Raw genomic sequence first — 16844 nt, forward strand, 5'->3', positions numbered from 1 at the left:
CCAAGCCGCTACGCGGTCGCTTCGCGAGCCAGGACACCGCGCCCGGAACCCTGGTACGGCGGAGCTGTCCGACCGAGGAGGGAACCCCGCCCAGGCCCGTTGTGGCCGGGCCCGGCCGGGCGGGTGCGGGCCGGTGGTGCGAGGAAGGAGCAGGTCAGCGCATGTATCAGGGTTGACCCAACCCCTAGAACATGGTTTAATTAATGATGTCGAAGGGGGAGGGCAACCCCCCGACCGACACACCCGAGGGTCAGCCGGCCCCGGACGCCGATCTCTCGCCAGGAGGACCGCGACATGCCCCGTAAGCTGAAGATGACCGACGAAGAGCGCCGGGCCTACTCCGCCAAGATGCGCGGTGAACTCGAAGTCGTCATGGATCGCGCGTACGGCGCGATGGTCGCCAGCGAAGATTTCTGGGCCGCCGTCATGCGCGCGGCCGCGAGCCTGACCCACCCGGACCGCGACGACCGAAGCCCCGCCAACTGCATTGCCGTCGCCGCCCAGTGCCCGCACGCCACCCACGTACTCAGCTCCGGAGACTGGCGAAAGGTCGGCCGCTTCCCGATCAAGGGCTCCACCTCCCTCCGCATCTGGACGCCGATCAAGCGGCGACCCGAGGAGGGTCAGGAGGTCACGGCCGCAGCCGCCGACGGCGGGCAGCGCGAGGCCGCCGGTGAGACCGTCGGGGGCGAGGTGCGCAAGGTGTCCGGCTTCAAGGCCGGGCCGGTTTTCGACATCAGCCAGACCGACGGCGACGCCTACGAGCTGCCCGCCGCCGCCCCGGTCTCCGCCGAGGTCATCCGCGATGTTCTGGTGAACCAGTACCGCGACCAGTACCACGAGGACCCCGAGCAGGCCGGGGGATTCGACTTCACCCAGGAGGTCCCGGACGACGCCGTCCGCATCCTTCTGTACGGCCACGCTTGGCGGCGCATCGCCGAGGCGGACGCCTCCCTTCCTGGTCAGCGCGCCGCCGAAGTCGCCTCAGCCGCTCACGTTGCCGCGCTCATCCTGAACATCGCTCCGGGCCCCGCCGTCATGCCGCCGCTCGCGGGCGTCATCACCCAGGACAAGAAGCCCCCGGTGCATGAGTCCGCCGTCCGGGTCATCGAGACCGGCCGCGCCATCGCTCGCGCCGTCATGACGGCCGTGGAGTGCTGCCGCGAACTCGCCGTGGGCAGTTGACCCAGACCTAATAACTTGGTTTAATTAATGGTGCAGGAAGGGGGAGGGCAACCCCCCGACCGGCACCCCCGCCGGGGCCGACCGGCCCCGGCGGGACCTCTCACCAGACAGGACACGACATGCTCACCACCGACAAGAAGCCCACCGTCCAGAACTTCCCCACCGCGACGCTAGTGATCGGCGGGCCCTGGTTCCGGGGCCACCAGCTCGACACCCGCCCCGCCGTCGTCGTCGGCCCGTTCGGCGGGCCGGAGTTCGCGGACGAGGCCACCATGTCCGTGGTCTGGTTCTTCACCCTCGGTGCCCCGCAGCCGGGCGACAGCGTCCAGGCGATGTTCCCGCACGAGCTGACACCGCTTGACGACACGCTGACCACGATGCACGGCGACACCTTCCGCGACATCGTCCGCAGCCTGCGGCGGGGCCGGTTCGCCTACGACGACGGGGACGCGCTCCGCGCCGCCGTCCGCCAGGCATGGCGCGAGCGGACCGGACTGGTCGACGCCGACCCGGCCGCCCGGCACACGCTCCACCGCAGCAGCTGACCAAGGCCCCGCCGGTCCGGGGGAGGGCAACACCTCCGGACCGGCAGGCCCCCAGCACCCCCAGCGGACACCCCTTCGGGGCGGCAGGACAGGTCCGGTGCGTTCACCGCCGCCGGCCGACTCCGCCACCAGGCGGCTCCGCCGACCGGCGACGGGCACCGGGACCGCAGCGGACGCGCCCCGCGGGGGCGCGACTGCCCCTGTCGCCGCGCAGGCGCGACGACCCGCGAGCCGATCGTCCCTCACGGCCCGCGCCGGTGGTGCAGCGCCGCTGCCAATGCACGGTCCGCCCTACGGCCGGACCACAAACTCTCACCAGAAAAGACCAGTTCAGTGACTATCGAGATCACCCACACCCGCCGAGAAGGAACCCTGATCGAGGGGACCAGCCGGGGCGACGGATCGGCCGAGATCCTGCGACTCCGTGAGTACGGTCGCACCCGGCGCCAGCCCTTCCGCTGGAGCAGGAACCTTGACTGCTGGTACCTCCCGCACAGCCGCGACCACGCCACCTACACCCCCTCGCTCGAACTCCTCGCGCAGCGACTCCGAGACGCGGGCTTCGAGGTCACGTTGACCATCGACAACGCCGACCGCCGGAGCTTCAGTGAGGCCGAGGAGGAGCGGGAGGAGAAGGCCGAAGGCCGCGCAGATCGGTTCGGCGGGTACGCCGCCAGCGCCGCCCAGTCCTCCGAGGCCGCGTGGAAGAAGAGCCACGACATATCCGAGCGGTTCGCCTTCGGTCAGCCGATCCTCATCGGTCACCACTCCGAGGGCCGCGCCCGCCGCGATCACGCGCAGATGGACAACGCGATGCGCAAGAGCATCGGCGAGAGCGACCGCGCCGCCCACTGGACCGGCCGCGCGCAAGCCGCCGCGAACTACCAGCAGTTCAAGAAGGACCCCGGCCGCACGCTTCGCCGTCTCGACAAGCTGCGGGCCGACCTCAGCGCGGTGGAGAAGTGGCAGCGCGGCCAGGCTGCCAAGGGGTTTTCCCGGAACCCGGCAGACCCGGAGCTGGGGATCGAGCACCAGGAGCTGACGGAGGAGATCGCCCACTGGGAGAAGGTCATCAAGGACGCCGAGGCCGAAGGCTTCAAGGTGTGGTCGCGGGCCGACTTCACTCGCGGGGACTTCGTTCTCTATCGAGGGACCTGGTTCGAGGTCCTGCGGGTCAACCCGAAGTCTGTGACCATCCCGCACATCCACAACGGCACCGGCAAGCGCATCGTCCGCGCCACTGGCAACCGGCACGACGACTGGACTTGGACCGCCCCCTACGACGGCGTATCCGGGCGCAAGAGCGCCGACGAGATGCAGCAGCCGCCCCAGGTACCGGCCGCCGACCCGCAGGAACCGGCGGAGCAGTCCCCGGCGGTCGAGGAGCCGGTGCCGGTCGGGAAGCCGATCGTCGCGGCGGCGCCCGCCGCAGGTGCGAACTGGCAGGACGGCATGGCGCTGGTGCTGATCGCCTCGAAGAACTCCCCCCGCCGTCGCAAGCGCGCCTTGTGGGCGATGACCCGCCGCGAGGCACAGGCAGTGTGCGGCGACCCCCGCACCTCCGGCCGCTCCTACATCCTTACCTGGACCGACCGGCCCGGCACCGAGGGCGCCGACTGGGAATGGGTCCCGGACAACGGCAGCCACGCCCCGGTCCTAAACGAGCTGGGCATCACCCCGCGCCGTGAATGGACGGCTTCCCCGCAGGCCCCGGCCGAGGCCGCGTAACCACGCCCCCGCCCGCCCCGGCGGCCGAGCGCGCCGGGGCGGGCCCCTCTCGCACCAGAACAGGGCACCACCATGACCACGCAACTCCTCGAACGACCCGCGACCATCACCGTCCCCGACACCGAAGCGGGCAGGCTCATCGTCCCCGCGACCGAGGGCAGCACCACCGTCCCGACGTACCGCGTCGGCACCCCCGACATCCAGTGCCGATACCCCGTGATCATCGGCGAAGACCAGGTCATCGGCCGCGCCTACCGGTGGCACCGTGACTGGCTCGTCCTCACCACCGCGGGCGAACACAACCTCCGCCGCCCGCCCAAGGGAACCCCCGGCACCGACATGGCCGCCGCCCATCTCGCCGAGGAGTACGCCGCCGGTCGGATCGGCACCGTCCCCCTGGACCAGGTGCTTGCAGAGGCTCCCACGCCGTTGTGCGGACCGGTGCCCCTCCTGCACCCGCGGATGCCGGTCAACGATCGCAACACCGAAGGCGCGCAGATCGCGTTCGCGGGACTCGCGGCCCACCACTGGCGGGCAGCACTCACCGGGTTCCCCGGCAGCGATAACCACTGGTACCTCAGCTGTGAATTGTGTGACTGGGAAGGCCCGAAGTTCTGGAGCCACCTGCGCGGGCGCAACGGAGAGCCGCCGAGCGCGCGCCGCCACAAGGGCGGGTGCATCGGAGAGGACAAGGTCCGCCGACTGATCCCCGCCTACCACTAGCAGCCTGACCGAGGGGCGGCGGCGCGCTGCCGCCGCCCCTGCCCTTCCCGAAGGACAGCACCGTGCCGCCCCGCCACACCCCCGAAAGCATCGTCATCGAGGACACCCCCGCCGCCATCCTGGAATGGGCCGCCCGCCACATCGAACACGTCGGCATCCACCAGGGCCCGCGCCTGTTCGACGGTCCCGGCCGCACCGCCACGTTGCCGTGCTGGCCGCGCGGCGCCCTCCAAGTCGCCGCCGGCCACGGGCGGGGAGCCGCCGGCCGGACGTACGACTGGGACCGTATCGACCGCGCCCGCGACCAGGCATTCGGCCTCCTCGCGGAAACCCTCGCCGGTCACCCCGTCGAAGCCGACGACCCCGCCGCCGCCAAGGCCCTGAACCGCGAGGTCATCGACCGGTGGAGTGCCGAGCCCGGACGTACCGCCGCCGACGCCGCCCGTGCTTTCCGCACCGCCGCCGCCCGCGCCGAGCACGCCCTGTTCTGACCCCACCGCCCGCCAGCATCCCGAGTCATCGAAGGCCAGCACGATGGACGAGACGACAGAAGACCGCAGCACCACGAGGACGCCGAGCCGCCGAGGAGCCGCCACCCCCAGCCGGGACGGCGTCCACCGGCTCAGCGTTCCCCTCCACCCCCGGCTCAGCGCGACCGAGCTGATCCGCGTACTCCTCGCGGCCCCCGGGGAAACCGACCTCTCAGCCCTCGACCCCGTACAGGTCCGGTTGCTCATCGCCGACGTGCTCACCCAGCACGGCTATGACGTGCTCGACCGGTCGCCGTACTACCCGGAGCTCGACCGTCACCAGGACGCCCGCCGCGCCGTGCGCCGCGCGTACGGGCCCCGGTTCCTCGACGCCCCCGACGAACAGACCGTGCTCGCTGACCCGCTCCGCGAAGTGCTCGCCGCCGGAAGCAGGACGTCGTGACCGCCACCGTCGCCGAGCCGACCGGAGCACGGGCACGGCAGACGTACTACTGGCGAGTGTGCAACGCGCGGACGCGCCACCGACCCGAGAGCGCCGGGCAGGCGTGGCACATCCAGCCGGGACATCCCGGCGGCGCGTACTGCGACCTCGGCCACGAACTGGACCCGCCCGCACACCACACCCCGACCCTGCTCTCCCGCAGCCGGCCGACCGGCCGCCGGGGGGACGAGCAGGAGTTCCGCGGCGGATGTCTCGCGTGCCAATGGGAAGGCCCCGTGCACTCCGGCGACGGGTTCGGGCACGGTGACAACGAAGCGGTGGAGGACGCGCACGACCATGCGTTCCCCGGCTGGAGGACGCTGCCGCCGATCACCACGGTCGAGGACCGATGGGCCGTCTTGCGGAGCCGGAGCCGCTGGACTCAGCTCACCGCCCAGTACCCGGCGGGCTGGATCGACCAGGGCGCCCCCGTCGTGGCCTGGCGGCGGCACCGCCGCGAAGCTCACGCCCCGCCGCACGCGGGTCGCCCCCGCTACGAACTCCGTATCCCCCGGCCATCGAGCAGCCGGGGCAAACGCCCCACAGATCAGGGGGCCCTCTTCTGACGACCGCCGTCGTCCGGATTAGGGCCCGCCCCACCCAAACGTAAAGGTGGTTTAATTACTCCGCCGTCAGCGGAGCAGGGCAACCTCCGACCGGCCGTGCGTCCCACGGGCGCCACGCACCCCAGGCAACAGATGACGGCCAGCGCACAAGGGCAACAAGGCGCTGGCCGTCGGTGTCTCTCTCACCAGAAAGACCACACCATGCTATGCGACCGACACCCCGACCGTCCTCAGCCCGGCGACATCGCCCAGCTCAAGGGGGGTAACAGCATCGGCGCTGATCACACCGACACCTTCGTCATCGTTGAGGACTTTCCTCCGACCGGCCGGCACCTCGTGCTCAATCTGCCCGTCGACCACCCCGGCCGAGCTGATTGGGCCGCCGCCGTCCCCCTGGCCGACATAGCCACCCTCACTCGGCTCGAACCGGCGGGCAGCCGTACGTGGGCGCCGGCCCCGGACCCGGACGACATCCAGTGACCCCGCCCAGTGGTCACGACCCCGACCAAGAACAGGAGGCGACCGTGTCCCGCAAGACCGGCCGCACGCTCTACTCACGCGCGGACCTGCGCAAGGTCCACGACATCAGCGAGCCGACGCTCCAGAACCTGTGGACCGACCGGGAGAACAACGGACACCCGGCCGTCGCGGAGACCATCGAAGGCGTCATGCACTGGGACGGCGACGAGTGGGCGACGTGGCATCACGAGCTTCAGCGGCAACGTGCTGCCGCGAACACTACGAATCCGCCGAAGCTCGACGGTGACCCCGAAGAGATGGTCGGTCCGGCCGAAGCGGCGAAGGTCTGCGGGTTCGCTGACTCCGCCACCGTTTCTCACTACGTCAAGAACCCGCCGGAGGGGTGGCCCGAGCCCGACGACTGGGATGAACTCCCCACTCGTCGGCGCCCGAAGTGGAAGCGCTGGAGGCTGTGGAAGTACGTTGCGGAACGTAAGGGCCGCGGACATGCTGGCGGCCGGAAGAAGGGCCGCCGCGGTCTCGCCTACCCCTACCAGGGGGACGACCGGCTCACGCTCGCCCGGCAGGTCCTCGCCGCCAACCCGGGAGCCAAGAACGCCGACCTCATCGCAGAGCTTCAGGAGAAGAACGAGACCGCGTACTCCCGAACGGTCTGGCACCTCATCCTGAAGTCCGCCCGAGAGCACCCCGAGGAGTGACCCGTGCCCGACGCCCGCTGTCCGCGCTGCGGCGGCCCGCTCGGTGAACGACCCGCACGTTCCCGGCTGACCACCGACCGCGAGGTATTCATCTGCACCACGTGCGGTACGGACGAAGCCGTACGCGAGGCCCATGGTCAGGCGCCGGTGCCGTTCGGCGAGTGGCCCCTGAACACGTAGCCGTCGGCCGAGCCACACGGCCAGCATGACGAAGGTCCCCACTCCGACCCGGAGCGGGGACCTTCGTCATGTCACCAGGCGCTTGCGGATCGAGCTGGGCCCAACCAAGACCGCACGATCCGACAGCAGGCGACGGATCAGCGGCTACGAGCCCTTACTGAGCGGGAGCCCGCTCCGCCCTCCGGCCGATCGCCCGGGTGCGGGGGCGGCGTCTGACGTCCCGGTCCGAACCGGCCCTCCGCGTCCGGCCCGTACGCCGGGGAGTTCGAGGCCATCCAGTACGGGCCCGACAACTCTGCGAACCGGCGGGGAGCCGCCGGATGCGGGGTGGGGTCCATACGCGAACCAACGACAGCGGCGGGCAGGTACCGCACCGAATCGGATCGTCTACCGCCTCAGTGCGCACGGCGCCCCAGCCCGCGCACCTCTCCAGAGGTAACAGTCCAACAAGACATCAGGCTCCAGGAGCCTGATCCGCAGGAGCGACGAGGCCGATCCGAATGTCCGGTGCAGCGAAAGGCTGCGTCGCCGGTGCGGGTGACCAGCGGGGCGACGAGTAACTCTTCGCAACGTGTGCCGAGGGTGTGCAGACCTACCTTGCGTTAGGGGGTGTCTGATGAATCTTGGTCCGGCGGTTGCCCTGACGGCGGCAGGCAGGAGCACGGCACGATCGGCCCCGAATGGGATATTCGGTAGCTGCCAGGGCATTCAGTTGGCAGGCTTGAGCCATGAACTCCCAGCTCAATGACGTGCCCGGCCATTCCTGGCTCGGTGCTCCGATTGATGCCCGTTCTCTGTTCGCTCCTGAGCAGGCCGCGCTGATGGCCACGCTGCGCGGCCTGGCATCCGCCGACTGGGGCAAGGAGGCGGTGCCGGGCTGGACCGTCCGCGATCTCGCCGCACACATCCTGGGCGACTTCTACGGACGCCTCGCCCGGGACCGGGACGGCCACCAGGACGGCCCCGGTTTCGCGCAGGGCGAGACGCTGGAGGCGTTCATTCACCGCATCAATCATGAGTGGGTCGATGCCCACCGCCGGGTGAGCCCGGCCGCACTCACCGACACCCTTGACCTGGTGGGCGGGCAGGTATCCCGGTTCTTCGAGGCCGCCGACCCCGACGCCCCGTCGCTGGGAGTGTCCTGGGCCGGCGTCGACCCGGCGCCCATGTGGTTGGACAGCGCACGCGACTTCACCGAGTTCTGGACTCACCGCCAGCAGATCCGCCACGCCATCGGCCGGGACACCGACGCCGATCCGCGGTTCCTGGCCGTGGTCCTGGACACGTTCATGCGGGCCCTGCCTCACACTCTGCGCGAGGTCACCGCGCCGGTCGGCACGCAGGTCCAGGTGTTGTCCGACGGCCCGGCCGGGGGCGTCTGGACGGCGACGGCCACCGGGGACGGCTGGTCGCTCGCCGAGCCAGATGACGAACATCCCGCCGCGGTCGTGCGCTTGGATGCGGAGACCGCCTGGCGCCTGTGCGCCCGCGGCATCCAGCCGGACACCGCCCTGGCCCGCGTCCGTATCGACGGCGACCGTCAACTGGCCGAAGCGGTCTGCCAGATCGTGTCGATCGTCTACTGACATCCATAGCCGCGAGACGCCGGTCCGGCCGGGGCATCCGGTGAGCGTCAGCCGCGAAGCCACAGCCGGAGCGCGGTCACCAGCACACTGCCGTGGAACACATAGGCGCGTTCCTCGTAGCGGGTGGCCACGGCCCGGAAGCCCTTGATCGCGTTCATGGTTCGCTCCGCTTCATTGCGACGCCGGTAGATCTCCTTGTCGAATCCGGTGGGCCGGCCGCCCGCGCTGCCCCGGCGTTGGCGGTTGGCCAGCTGGTTGGTCGGCTCGGGGATGGCGTGCTTGATCTGCCGCCGGCGTAGGTAGCGGCGGATCCGGCGGGAGCTGTAGGCGCGGTCGGCACACAGGTGATCCGGACGAGTACGAGGGTGCCTACCACCCGCCCGGGCAACGCGGATGCGGTCCAATACCTCGATCAGTTGCGGGGCGTCGCCCCACTGCCCGGGGGTGATGACGAACGCGAGGGGACGCCGACCACCCTCGCTCACCAGATGAATCTTGCAGGTGAAGCCGCCTCGCGATCGGCCCAGCGCCTCATCGTCCCGGTGCCGGGCCGGACGAGTCAGCTTCCCAGGGACGCGGGGAGCACGCTTGCGGGCTCCGGGCGGCATGCTGATGGGCGCGACACACAGTGGAGTCCACGCTGACCAGCGACCAGTGGATCCGCCCGTCGGTATCGGCCTGAGCCTGGACGGCACCGAGAATCCTCTCCCACGTGCCGTCCGCCGACCATCGGCGGTGCCGGTCGTACACCGTCTGCCACTTCCGAATCGTGGCGGCAGATCGCGCGATGGAAGCCCGGTGCGCAACCGGAACAAGACACCGTTGATCACACGCCTGTGGCACTGCCATCGCCCGCCCCCGGCCAGCGTTCCTCGGCAAGTATGGCTGCAACCGCACCCACTTCTCATCGCTGAGATCACCCCGCCCCACATCGCCGCAAACGACGCACTCTGCAGTGCGTCACTGACCTATCAGACACGGTCTAGAGCGGAGCAAGATGCATGAGGACCTCGTCGCGGTCATCCCCGCTTGCGAATCGGAGGGCACCGGGCCATCGGCCGACCTCCTTCCAACCGAGGTGTCCGTAGAAGGCTTCGAGCCCCGACTCGCCTCGTGCTGCAAGGTGGAGCTGTTCGAGCCCCATCTCGTCGCGGGCGATCCTGCGAACCTCATTCATCAGGGCGGCTCCGAAACCTCGCCCCCGGTGTATCGGTCTGGTCTGAACGTGATGGAGCGTTCCCCAGTGCGCTATCAGCTCGAAGGGGTCACGGCGAACATTGAGCCAGCCAATGAGTTCACCGTCAGCCGTGGCAGTGAGCAGACGGCTGGTGTTCAAGGAGAGCGCGTTCACGATCTTGTCGACGGCCGGAGCCGCTTGTGTCTCGTCGATCGGGGGGAAGGGAAAGCCTGCTGCGCCCCCAGCGTTGGTGACCTCAACCCAGCACTCGGTGAGCGCGCGCTTCACTTGCTTGGTGACCTGGCTGGGGCTTGTGTACTGCTGAAAGAGGCTAGGTGTCGGCATTCCCGGATTCTCTCAGGCGGTTTTGGCAGCTCTGGGGTGTCCCAACCGCCTCCTGGCCTCGAAGGAGGGCGGCCCCGTCTGTGGTCGTTTGCGCCGTCGTGCGACCTCTTCCTTCATCTGATCGTCGGTGCGTGTGCTGTGCCAGATGGTGCCTTCCCACTTCACGTACAAGGGTTCGCGGTCCCGGAGAAGGACCGGTTTGAGGTGGCCGTGGAAGAGGCCCGGCAGGTTGCGCTGCCGGCGGTACGAGGCGAAGGTGCGTACGGGGAGAGCATGCTCGAACGGCACGGCCCACACCTCCGGCAGCGGGCGCCGTAACTCCGTCCCGTCCGGGGCGACGCACGCGACCTCGAACCCGACCGTCGGCGGTCCGGCAGAACCGCCGGGCAGGACCTCTAACGCGTGGACCACGTCTGCCTAGCTCCACCCCTCGCCGCAAGGTAACTCTTCAACCCGCAAGATCCCCCGCAACGTAAAGCTTCAATCCGCAGCCTCCGTCGTCACAGGACACCGAATGCCCGAGGCTTCCCCTCGTTGATCATGATCTTGATTTTTGAGGACCAAGGTATCGTCACTTCGTGACGATACAATCAGCCAAGACGACCGAGTGTGGCCAAATCTGACCGTGAGGGGTGGGTGAGCCGGTGGGGTGGGTAACGATGATCGGGCCGCCTACCGGCCCGGCCCCTGGCCCGTCCAACGGAGACGCCGAGGAGGTCAACCCCCAGGTCGAGTACCGCCTCACGGGAGGCCACGGCTGTAAGAGGGCCAGCACTGTTGATGCCGCCCCCTTGATCGCCGCCGTTGAGGCCGCTGCGGCGGAGGCGGAGACCAGCGTGGCTTCGCTCCTCGGCTCGACCGAGGCCAAGAAGGCGTACTTCCGTGCTCGTAGCCAACTGAGGGACGGAAAGGACGCCCGGATCGACGGGTTCCATGCTGTCGAGGTCGCGACAACGGCAGGACTCGACGGACGCGAGCTGTACGGGGAGAATGTGCTCCCTGCGTCAGCCGCCGACGGGCAGGTGGACTATCACCTGGACGCCACCGAACGCCCGTTGGTGTGGGTCGGTAGCGGGCTGCGGGAGTTCGGCATCACCGCCGGCAGCATCCTGCACCGCGAGGACTTCCAGGCTGCGCGCCGCCTCATGCGGGGGGAGGATCCCCGAAGCGGGCAGGCCCTCGTAGAACCCAAGCTCGCCATCGCACCGGCCGCTAAGCTCCCGGCTGCTCCGTTGGCTCGTGCCATTCGCCGCACCGCCGCCGAACGCAGCGTGCCCCCAGTGTCTCTGTTGGACTCCAAGCGGAAGCAGGACGGCTTCCGCAGGATGGAAAACCAACTCAAGCGGTTCGGTGAATCACACCGTGTTCCGGTCTCGACCCTGCTCAAACTCTCCGATGCCGTCGGCATCGACGCCGTCGCCCTTTACGGCGAAGACGCTTTGGAGAAGGCCGTGGCCGCCGAGGCGGGCGGCCAGCTGGACGCCCGTGCGCTCCTGCACGCCGTCGAGGCCCGCGCCACCGAGGCCGGACAACAGCCGACCGACCTATTCGCCGCGACATCCATGAAGCGCCGGTATGCACAGACCGCGCGCGAGGGCGAACGCCGCCTCCGGGACCTTCCCATGGACGTACGCGAAGCCGTCGCCATGGCCAAGGCGGCAGGAATCGTGCCCCAGGAAGTGTGGGATGCCGAGGAGATCAAGGCCGCTCTCCTCCACGGACGGGTGAAAGTCGGCAACTATGGTGCCGACGTCACGTTGGACCTCGCGAAGTCGAAGTCCGCGTTCCTCGCCTACGCCCCCGACGAGATCGCCGCCCAGGTGGAGGGCATCTACACCTCCGCCGGCCGCGAATCTGTGAGCGCCCTGGAACGGTGGACCGCCTACGCCATGCGCGGCCACCACGGCGACGGTGACGAAGCGGAGACCGTGGAGACGAGCGGGTTCTCCGGCTGGATGATGGTGCACCGCGCCGCCCGCCCCGTGGACGGCGCCCCGTACGGCGATCCCCACTTCCACCTGCACTTCACCCTGGCCAACATGGTCAAGGGCACCGACGGCAAGTGGTCCACCATGGCCGGCGGGGGCCGCGACCTCCACCGGCACACCCGCGCGACCCAGTCCCTCATGAACGCCCGTATCCGCAGGGAGCTGACCGACACGTTCGGCATCAGTTTCCGCCGCGAGGAGCGGACCGGGGCGTGGGAGATCGCAGCCATTCCCGAGGCCACGATCCGCCTGTTCAGCAAGCGCGACAGCCAGGTTCGGGACCTGCTGACGAAGCTGGGCATCGACTACGACAGCGCCACGACCCGCGAGCGCACCGCCGCCTCCACCGCGTCCAAGGCTGCGAAGAACGGCGAGGCCGCCGGAGTCGAGGACGACGTGCTGCGCGCCTACTGGCAGGCCGAAGGCCGCGCTGCCGGTGACGACCCCGACGCCATCGCAGCCGGCGCGATGGAACAGGACCGAGTGGACCAGAACCCGGGGCTGGACGAGCTGTGCGCCCAGGTCTTCGACCCGAAGACCGGCCTGACCAGCCACTCCAAGGAGTTCACGCACGCCGCCGCGATCGCCGCCGTGCTGGACGCCCTCCCGTACGGTGTCGCGAACGCCGAGGAGGCCGAACAGCTCACCAACTCCGTTCTCCGTCATGCCGGGTACGCGGTCCAGCTGAACCCGAAGGGCGCCCAGCACTTCACGCACGCCGACCGGTACACCACGGCGGACGTCGTGGCCGCGGAAACGCTGATCGTCTCCGAGACCACGAACCGTCTCAACGAGCAGGCCGCCGTCATCAGCCGTGACACGGTCGACATGACCCTGTCCACCGTCGAGGTCCAGCACGGCGGCAGCTTCGCGTTCTCCGACGAACAGCGCGCTGTCCTCGAACGGCTGCTCACTGCCGGGCACGGAATCGACGCCGTGGTGGGCATCGCCGGAGCAGGCAAGACCACGATCATGAACACCGCGAGGCAGGCATGGGAGTCCCACGGCCTCGTCATCGCCGGAGCGAGCACGGCCGCCGTCGCAGCCGCGAACCTGAAAGCCGAGGCGGGCATCGAGTCCCGCACCCTCGCATCCTGGCTCAGCAGCATCCGCAAAGGCGGCCTCAAGGGCGTTGACGTCCTGGTGGTGGATGAGGCCGCCATGTGCGATGACCGCGACATCGCCGAACTGCTCACCCACGCCGCGGAAACCGGCACGAAGGTCGTCGGCATCGGCGACCCCAAGCAGCTCCACTCGCCGGGCATCGGCGGCAGCTTCGCCGCCGTCCACCACATCGTCGGCGGACTCAGCCTCAACGAAAACTTTCGCCAGAAGGACATGGTCGAGCGCCGGGCACTGGAACTGTGGCGCGACGACAACCGCCTGGAAGCCCTCCGCACCTTCGCCGGGGCCGGCCGCGTGCACGCCCTCGCGGACAAGGAGGCCACCCTCGCCGCCATGCTCACCATCTGGGCCGACAAGCGCACCGCGCACTCCGACGACCACACCGCCGTGCAGCAGCTCCTCATGCTCGCCGCCACCAACGAGATCGTGGAGGAGTTGAACACGGGAGCCCGCGCACTGCGGAAGGCCAACGGCGACCTCACCGGTCCCGAGCACGCCTACGCGCTGCCTGGCGGCGGCGAGCTGACGCTGTCCGTCGGAGACCAGGTCCTCCTTCGCGTCAACGACTACCGGGGCAAGAAGAGCCGAGGCGAGAACGAAGACGTACTGAACGGCTACCGCGGCATTGTGCGTGCCGTGGACGAGGAACGCCGGGTCCTGGTCGAGTGGCGTGAGAAGACGGCCGACGGCCACCGCGACGTTGCCGAATGGGTCGACGCCGACTACATCGCACAGGGCGGACTCAGTCTCGGATACGCAATCACGGGCCACAAGTCACAGGGGCTCAGCGTCCAAGAGGCCCTGGTCTATGGCCCCGGCGCCCAGGCGAACGCTCTCTACACGATGATGTCGCGGGACAAGAAGGAGTCCCACCTCTTCCTGCCGCTCTCCGTCTACGAGACCGACGCCGACCGCGCTCGCCACGGGGACGCACTCACCGAGCAGGAACAGCTTGACCGCGCGGTCGCGGGCCTCATCCGCGAGATCGAGAACGGCACCGAGGAACGCATGATCCTCACCGAACTCCCGAAGAACGCGGTCCCCGCCCACGTCCGCCAGGCCGTGGAGGGCCTGCCGACCCCGCGGGCCTCCGGCGCCGACGAGTCCTACGACGCGGACACTCCGGAGGAGGTACCGGAGTGTGAGGGCCGGCCGGCACCGGCAAACACCGAGCCGTCCACTCCTCCGGAACCCGCGTCGACGGCCGACCGTCCCTACGCTCACCTCAGCAACCCGGCGCTGCGCGACGCCGCGCGCAAAGCCGCTACCGCCGCGCGCGCCACCAGGACGGCGGCTGAGAAGGCCGAGGCCGCTGCCGACCGCGCCGAACAGCAAGCCGCCGCCGGAACCGGCCCGAACACGCTCGTCCTGAACCGTCGGCACCAGGATCTGAACGCCCGCGCGGAGGCAATCCACCAGGTCCGAGAACTCACCTCCCTTATCGCCGAACGGACCGTGGCACACAACACCACCGCAGAATGCCTTCGTCAGCTCGAACAGCAGCTTGCCGCCACCAGCCGCCTTGGCCGACTCGCGCTGCGAGGCAATGACCGCGTCAGCGCTGAGGCTGAGCATGCCGAACTTCTACGCGCCTACGATGAGACCGGGCACGAGTTGGACGAACTCGCCGCACTCCTTCGTCCGCATGCATCAGTCGCTGGCCCTGTTACTGAGCACACGGAACTGTTGACCGAGGCGGCTAGCGTCACGCTCCACAAAGACGACCTTCTCCGCGCAGCACGAGCTCAGGACGGCACCCTCGCAAAAGAGCTCCGCAGCAACGCAATGACTGCCCGAAGCACCTCACGCGGCGCCACTCATCGCGAGGCTGGCCTACACGCCGAACTCGAAATCCGACGGTCCAGTCCGACCAGCGTCCCTGACGTGAACCTTCCACGACCACAAGAGCCAGCAGGCTCGTACGCGGAGAGGTGCCGAGGGAGGGATGCGACGGGACAAGCAGATCTTGCCTCGGAGATCCCTTCCACGACACCACTTCCGTAGAGCCATTGGGGGTGGCCATTCACCCCTGAGCGGTGGCTCCAGGCGAGTGTCGCCGCGCTGATGGGCTGTCCGTACTGTGCACGGTGTCAGAAGATGGGTGGCCTCCCGGCGCGGGTGAGGCGCAACACCGTGCGCCAGCTCATAGGCGATCGTTCGCCGTATCCGCCGCGCAGACCTTCCCGGAAGCCGTCCAGGGAAGCCCGCAGCGCGGACCGGTCGCGGAAGCGCCACAGCGTGAGCAGGACGAAAGTGGCGAGATTCGGTGGTACCAGGACGCCGGGAAGGTTGCGGCGGGCCACCCAGACGCGGTTCCGGGCGTTGAGCCGGTAGAACCTGGTGTGACGCGCCGGGTTGGTCGCGGGGTGGTGCACCACGATCTCGGGTAGGTAGCGGCCCGTGCCGCCCTGGTCCCAGAGACGCCAGGCCAGGTCGACGCCCTCATGGAAGAGGAAGAAGTGACCGGGCCATCCCCCAGCCTGGTCGAACGCTGAGCGGCGGATCATCACGACGCCTTCGGCCATGACGGTTACGGTGCCAGGCCGCGTTCGATCTGAAGCCCGCAACCGGGGGACCCAGCGTGGCAAAGTGAGGCCCGTGTCCGGGTCGGCGATGCGCGGCTGAGCGTACGCAAGGCTCGCATCCCCTTCGAGGGCGGCAGCGAGGCGGGCCAGAACGTCTGTGCTGGGGAGAATGGCGTCGTTGTCGAAGAAGAAGACATAGTCACCCCTGACGTGGGTTGCTCCGACGTTCCGGCCTTCGGGGATTCCGACGTTTTCGGAGAGGGTGACGGCTTTCACTCCGGTGGGTACCTGCTCGGGGCTGCACCCGTTGCCGACGACGACTATGTCCAGGTCCACGTCCCGCTGGCCGAGGAGCGAGGCCATGGCCCGAGGGAATTCCTCGGGCCGGTCGTTCATCGTCAGAACCACGGCGCCGATCGCCGGGCGTGATGCGCCAGTATCCAAGGTGGTCCTTTGTTCCCGGGCTCGGGCACACTGCCCTTGCCTCACTGTGCGGATCCGGCCACCTTAGCCCTGTGCCGAGCCGCGAGCTTCTGTGCTGAGGGCGTCCATAGCCCCTTCCACGGCCAGGTGAAGTGCGGCCTGGGTTTCGGGCCGGTGCCTGCGTCCTTCACGAGCTACGAGAGAGTCGGCGACGGCGAAGGCTGCCGCTGCGTGAATACCGCGGTGCTCGGCGACGGCGAAGATCCCTGCGGCTTCCATGTCCGCGGTCAGCACACCGCGTCGGCCGTATCGGGTGATCTCGGCGGCCGTCTCGCGATATGGGGCGTCTGTGGTCCACCCGGTACCCTGCCGTACGGCCGCTCCCCGGGTTAGCAGAGCTTCGGCAAGACGTTCGGACAGTGCCTTGGCAGGCTTTACGGAGAAGCCCGGAGCCAGGTAGTGGTGGGAGATGCCTTCGTCACGCAGTGCGTTGTCGCACACCACTAGGGCGCGTATCGAGTCGTGATCACCGGGTGCTCCGGATGAGGTCTGTAACCCAGATCATCGAGGCGCGCAGGTGGAGGCCGGCGAGGAAGCT

15 protein-coding genes and 2 pseudogenes are annotated in these 16844 nt (G+C 69.2%); 11 read left to right on the forward strand and 6 right to left on the reverse strand.

The genetic code is table 11. The features are described from left to right. The first annotated feature begins 294 nt into the window (after positions 1-294). From ABT112_RS33470 to ABT112_RS33515, 10 genes are all read left to right on the forward strand, one after another. Positions 295-1185: a hypothetical protein gene (locus ABT112_RS33470; RefSeq protein WP_351515573.1), complete on the forward strand. Its 891-nt coding sequence runs from the start codon at positions 295-297 to the stop codon at positions 1183-1185. 119 nt (positions 1186-1304) lie between these two features. After that, positions 1305-1730, forward strand: a complete 426-nt coding sequence (locus tag ABT112_RS33475; RefSeq protein WP_351515574.1) for a DUF6409 family protein — start codon at positions 1305-1307, stop codon at positions 1728-1730. Between the two features lie 333 nt (positions 1731-2063). After that, positions 2064-3458, forward strand: coding sequence for a DUF3560 domain-containing protein (locus ABT112_RS33480; RefSeq protein WP_351515575.1), 1395 nt, complete (start codon positions 2064-2066; stop codon positions 3456-3458). Positions 3459-3530: 72 nt separating this feature from the next. Further along, positions 3531-4181 (forward strand): hypothetical protein, encoded by a 651-nt coding sequence (locus tag ABT112_RS33485; protein WP_351515576.1) that lies wholly within the window; start codon positions 3531-3533, stop codon positions 4179-4181. Between the two features lie 62 nt (positions 4182-4243). Beyond that, positions 4244-4672: a DUF6197 family protein gene (locus tag ABT112_RS33490; RefSeq protein ID WP_351515577.1), complete on the forward strand. Its 429-nt coding sequence runs from the start codon at positions 4244-4246 to the stop codon at positions 4670-4672. A gap of 43 nt (positions 4673-4715) precedes the next feature. Then, positions 4716-5114: a DUF6181 family protein gene (locus ABT112_RS33495; RefSeq protein WP_351515578.1), complete on the forward strand. Its 399-nt coding sequence runs from the start codon at positions 4716-4718 to the stop codon at positions 5112-5114. Beyond that, positions 5111-5719 (forward strand): DUF6349 family protein, encoded by a 609-nt coding sequence (locus ABT112_RS33500; RefSeq protein WP_351515579.1) that lies wholly within the window; start codon positions 5111-5113, stop codon positions 5717-5719. The genes ABT112_RS33495 and ABT112_RS33500 overlap by 4 nt, the downstream gene beginning before the upstream one ends. 201 nt (positions 5720-5920) lie before the next feature. After that, positions 5921-6199 carry a DUF6211 family protein gene (locus tag ABT112_RS33505; protein ID WP_351515580.1) on the forward strand — a complete coding sequence of 93 codons (279 nt, stop codon included), beginning with the start codon at positions 5921-5923 and terminating at the stop codon, positions 6197-6199. 44 nt (positions 6200-6243) lie between these two features. After that, on the forward strand, positions 6244-6897 hold the full coding sequence (locus ABT112_RS33510) for a hypothetical protein (RefSeq protein WP_351515581.1): 654 nt from the start codon (positions 6244-6246) through the stop codon (positions 6895-6897). Between the two features lie 908 nt (positions 6898-7805). Continuing rightward, entirely contained in the window at positions 7806-8663 is an 858-nt protein-coding gene (locus ABT112_RS33515) for a maleylpyruvate isomerase family mycothiol-dependent enzyme (RefSeq protein ID WP_351515582.1), read from the forward strand. A gap of 47 nt (positions 8664-8710) precedes the next feature. Here the strand turns inward: ABT112_RS33515 and ABT112_RS33520 are convergent, their stop codons facing one another. The 4 genes and pseudogenes from ABT112_RS33520 to ABT112_RS33535 all read right to left on the reverse strand — a co-directional run bounded on the left by ABT112_RS33520 (position 8711) and on the right by ABT112_RS33535 (position 10596). Further along, entirely contained in the window at positions 8711-9493 is a 783-nt protein-coding gene (locus tag ABT112_RS33520) for an IS5 family transposase (RefSeq protein ID WP_351515583.1), read from the reverse strand. Then, a pseudogene (locus tag ABT112_RS33525) lies at positions 9423-9593 on the reverse strand (hypothetical protein); the annotation flags it as partial. The gene ABT112_RS33520 and the pseudogene ABT112_RS33525, both read right to left, overlap by 71 nt. Positions 9594-9645: 52 nt before the next feature. Beyond that, positions 9646-10185: a GNAT family N-acetyltransferase gene (locus ABT112_RS33530; protein ID WP_351515584.1), complete on the reverse strand. Its 540-nt coding sequence runs from the start codon at positions 10183-10185 to the stop codon at positions 9646-9648. Positions 10186-10197: 12 nt separating this feature from the next. Further along, positions 10198-10596 (reverse strand): hypothetical protein, encoded by a 399-nt coding sequence (locus ABT112_RS33535; protein WP_351515585.1) that lies wholly within the window; start codon positions 10594-10596, stop codon positions 10198-10200. 248 nt (positions 10597-10844) lie between these two features. On the opposite strand from ABT112_RS33535, the gene mobF reads away from it, so the two are divergent. Continuing rightward, on the forward strand, positions 10845-15302 hold the full coding sequence (gene mobF / locus ABT112_RS33540; RefSeq protein ID WP_351515586.1) for a MobF family relaxase: 4458 nt from the start codon (positions 10845-10847) through the stop codon (positions 15300-15302). Between the two features lie 86 nt (positions 15303-15388). On the opposite strand, the gene ABT112_RS33545 is transcribed toward mobF, so the two are convergent. After that, positions 15389-16267, reverse strand: coding sequence for a glycosyltransferase family 2 protein (locus ABT112_RS33545; RefSeq protein ID WP_351515587.1), 879 nt, complete (start codon positions 16265-16267; stop codon positions 15389-15391). 63 nt (positions 16268-16330) lie between these two features. Continuing rightward, a pseudogene (locus ABT112_RS33550) lies at positions 16331-16777 on the reverse strand (phosphorylase family protein); the annotation flags it as partial. Positions 16778-16844: the final 67 nt, after the last annotated feature.

Source organism: Streptomyces sp. NPDC002055, assembly GCF_040296705.1.
Lineage (GTDB): Bacteria > Actinomycetota > Actinomycetes > Streptomycetales > Streptomycetaceae > Streptomyces.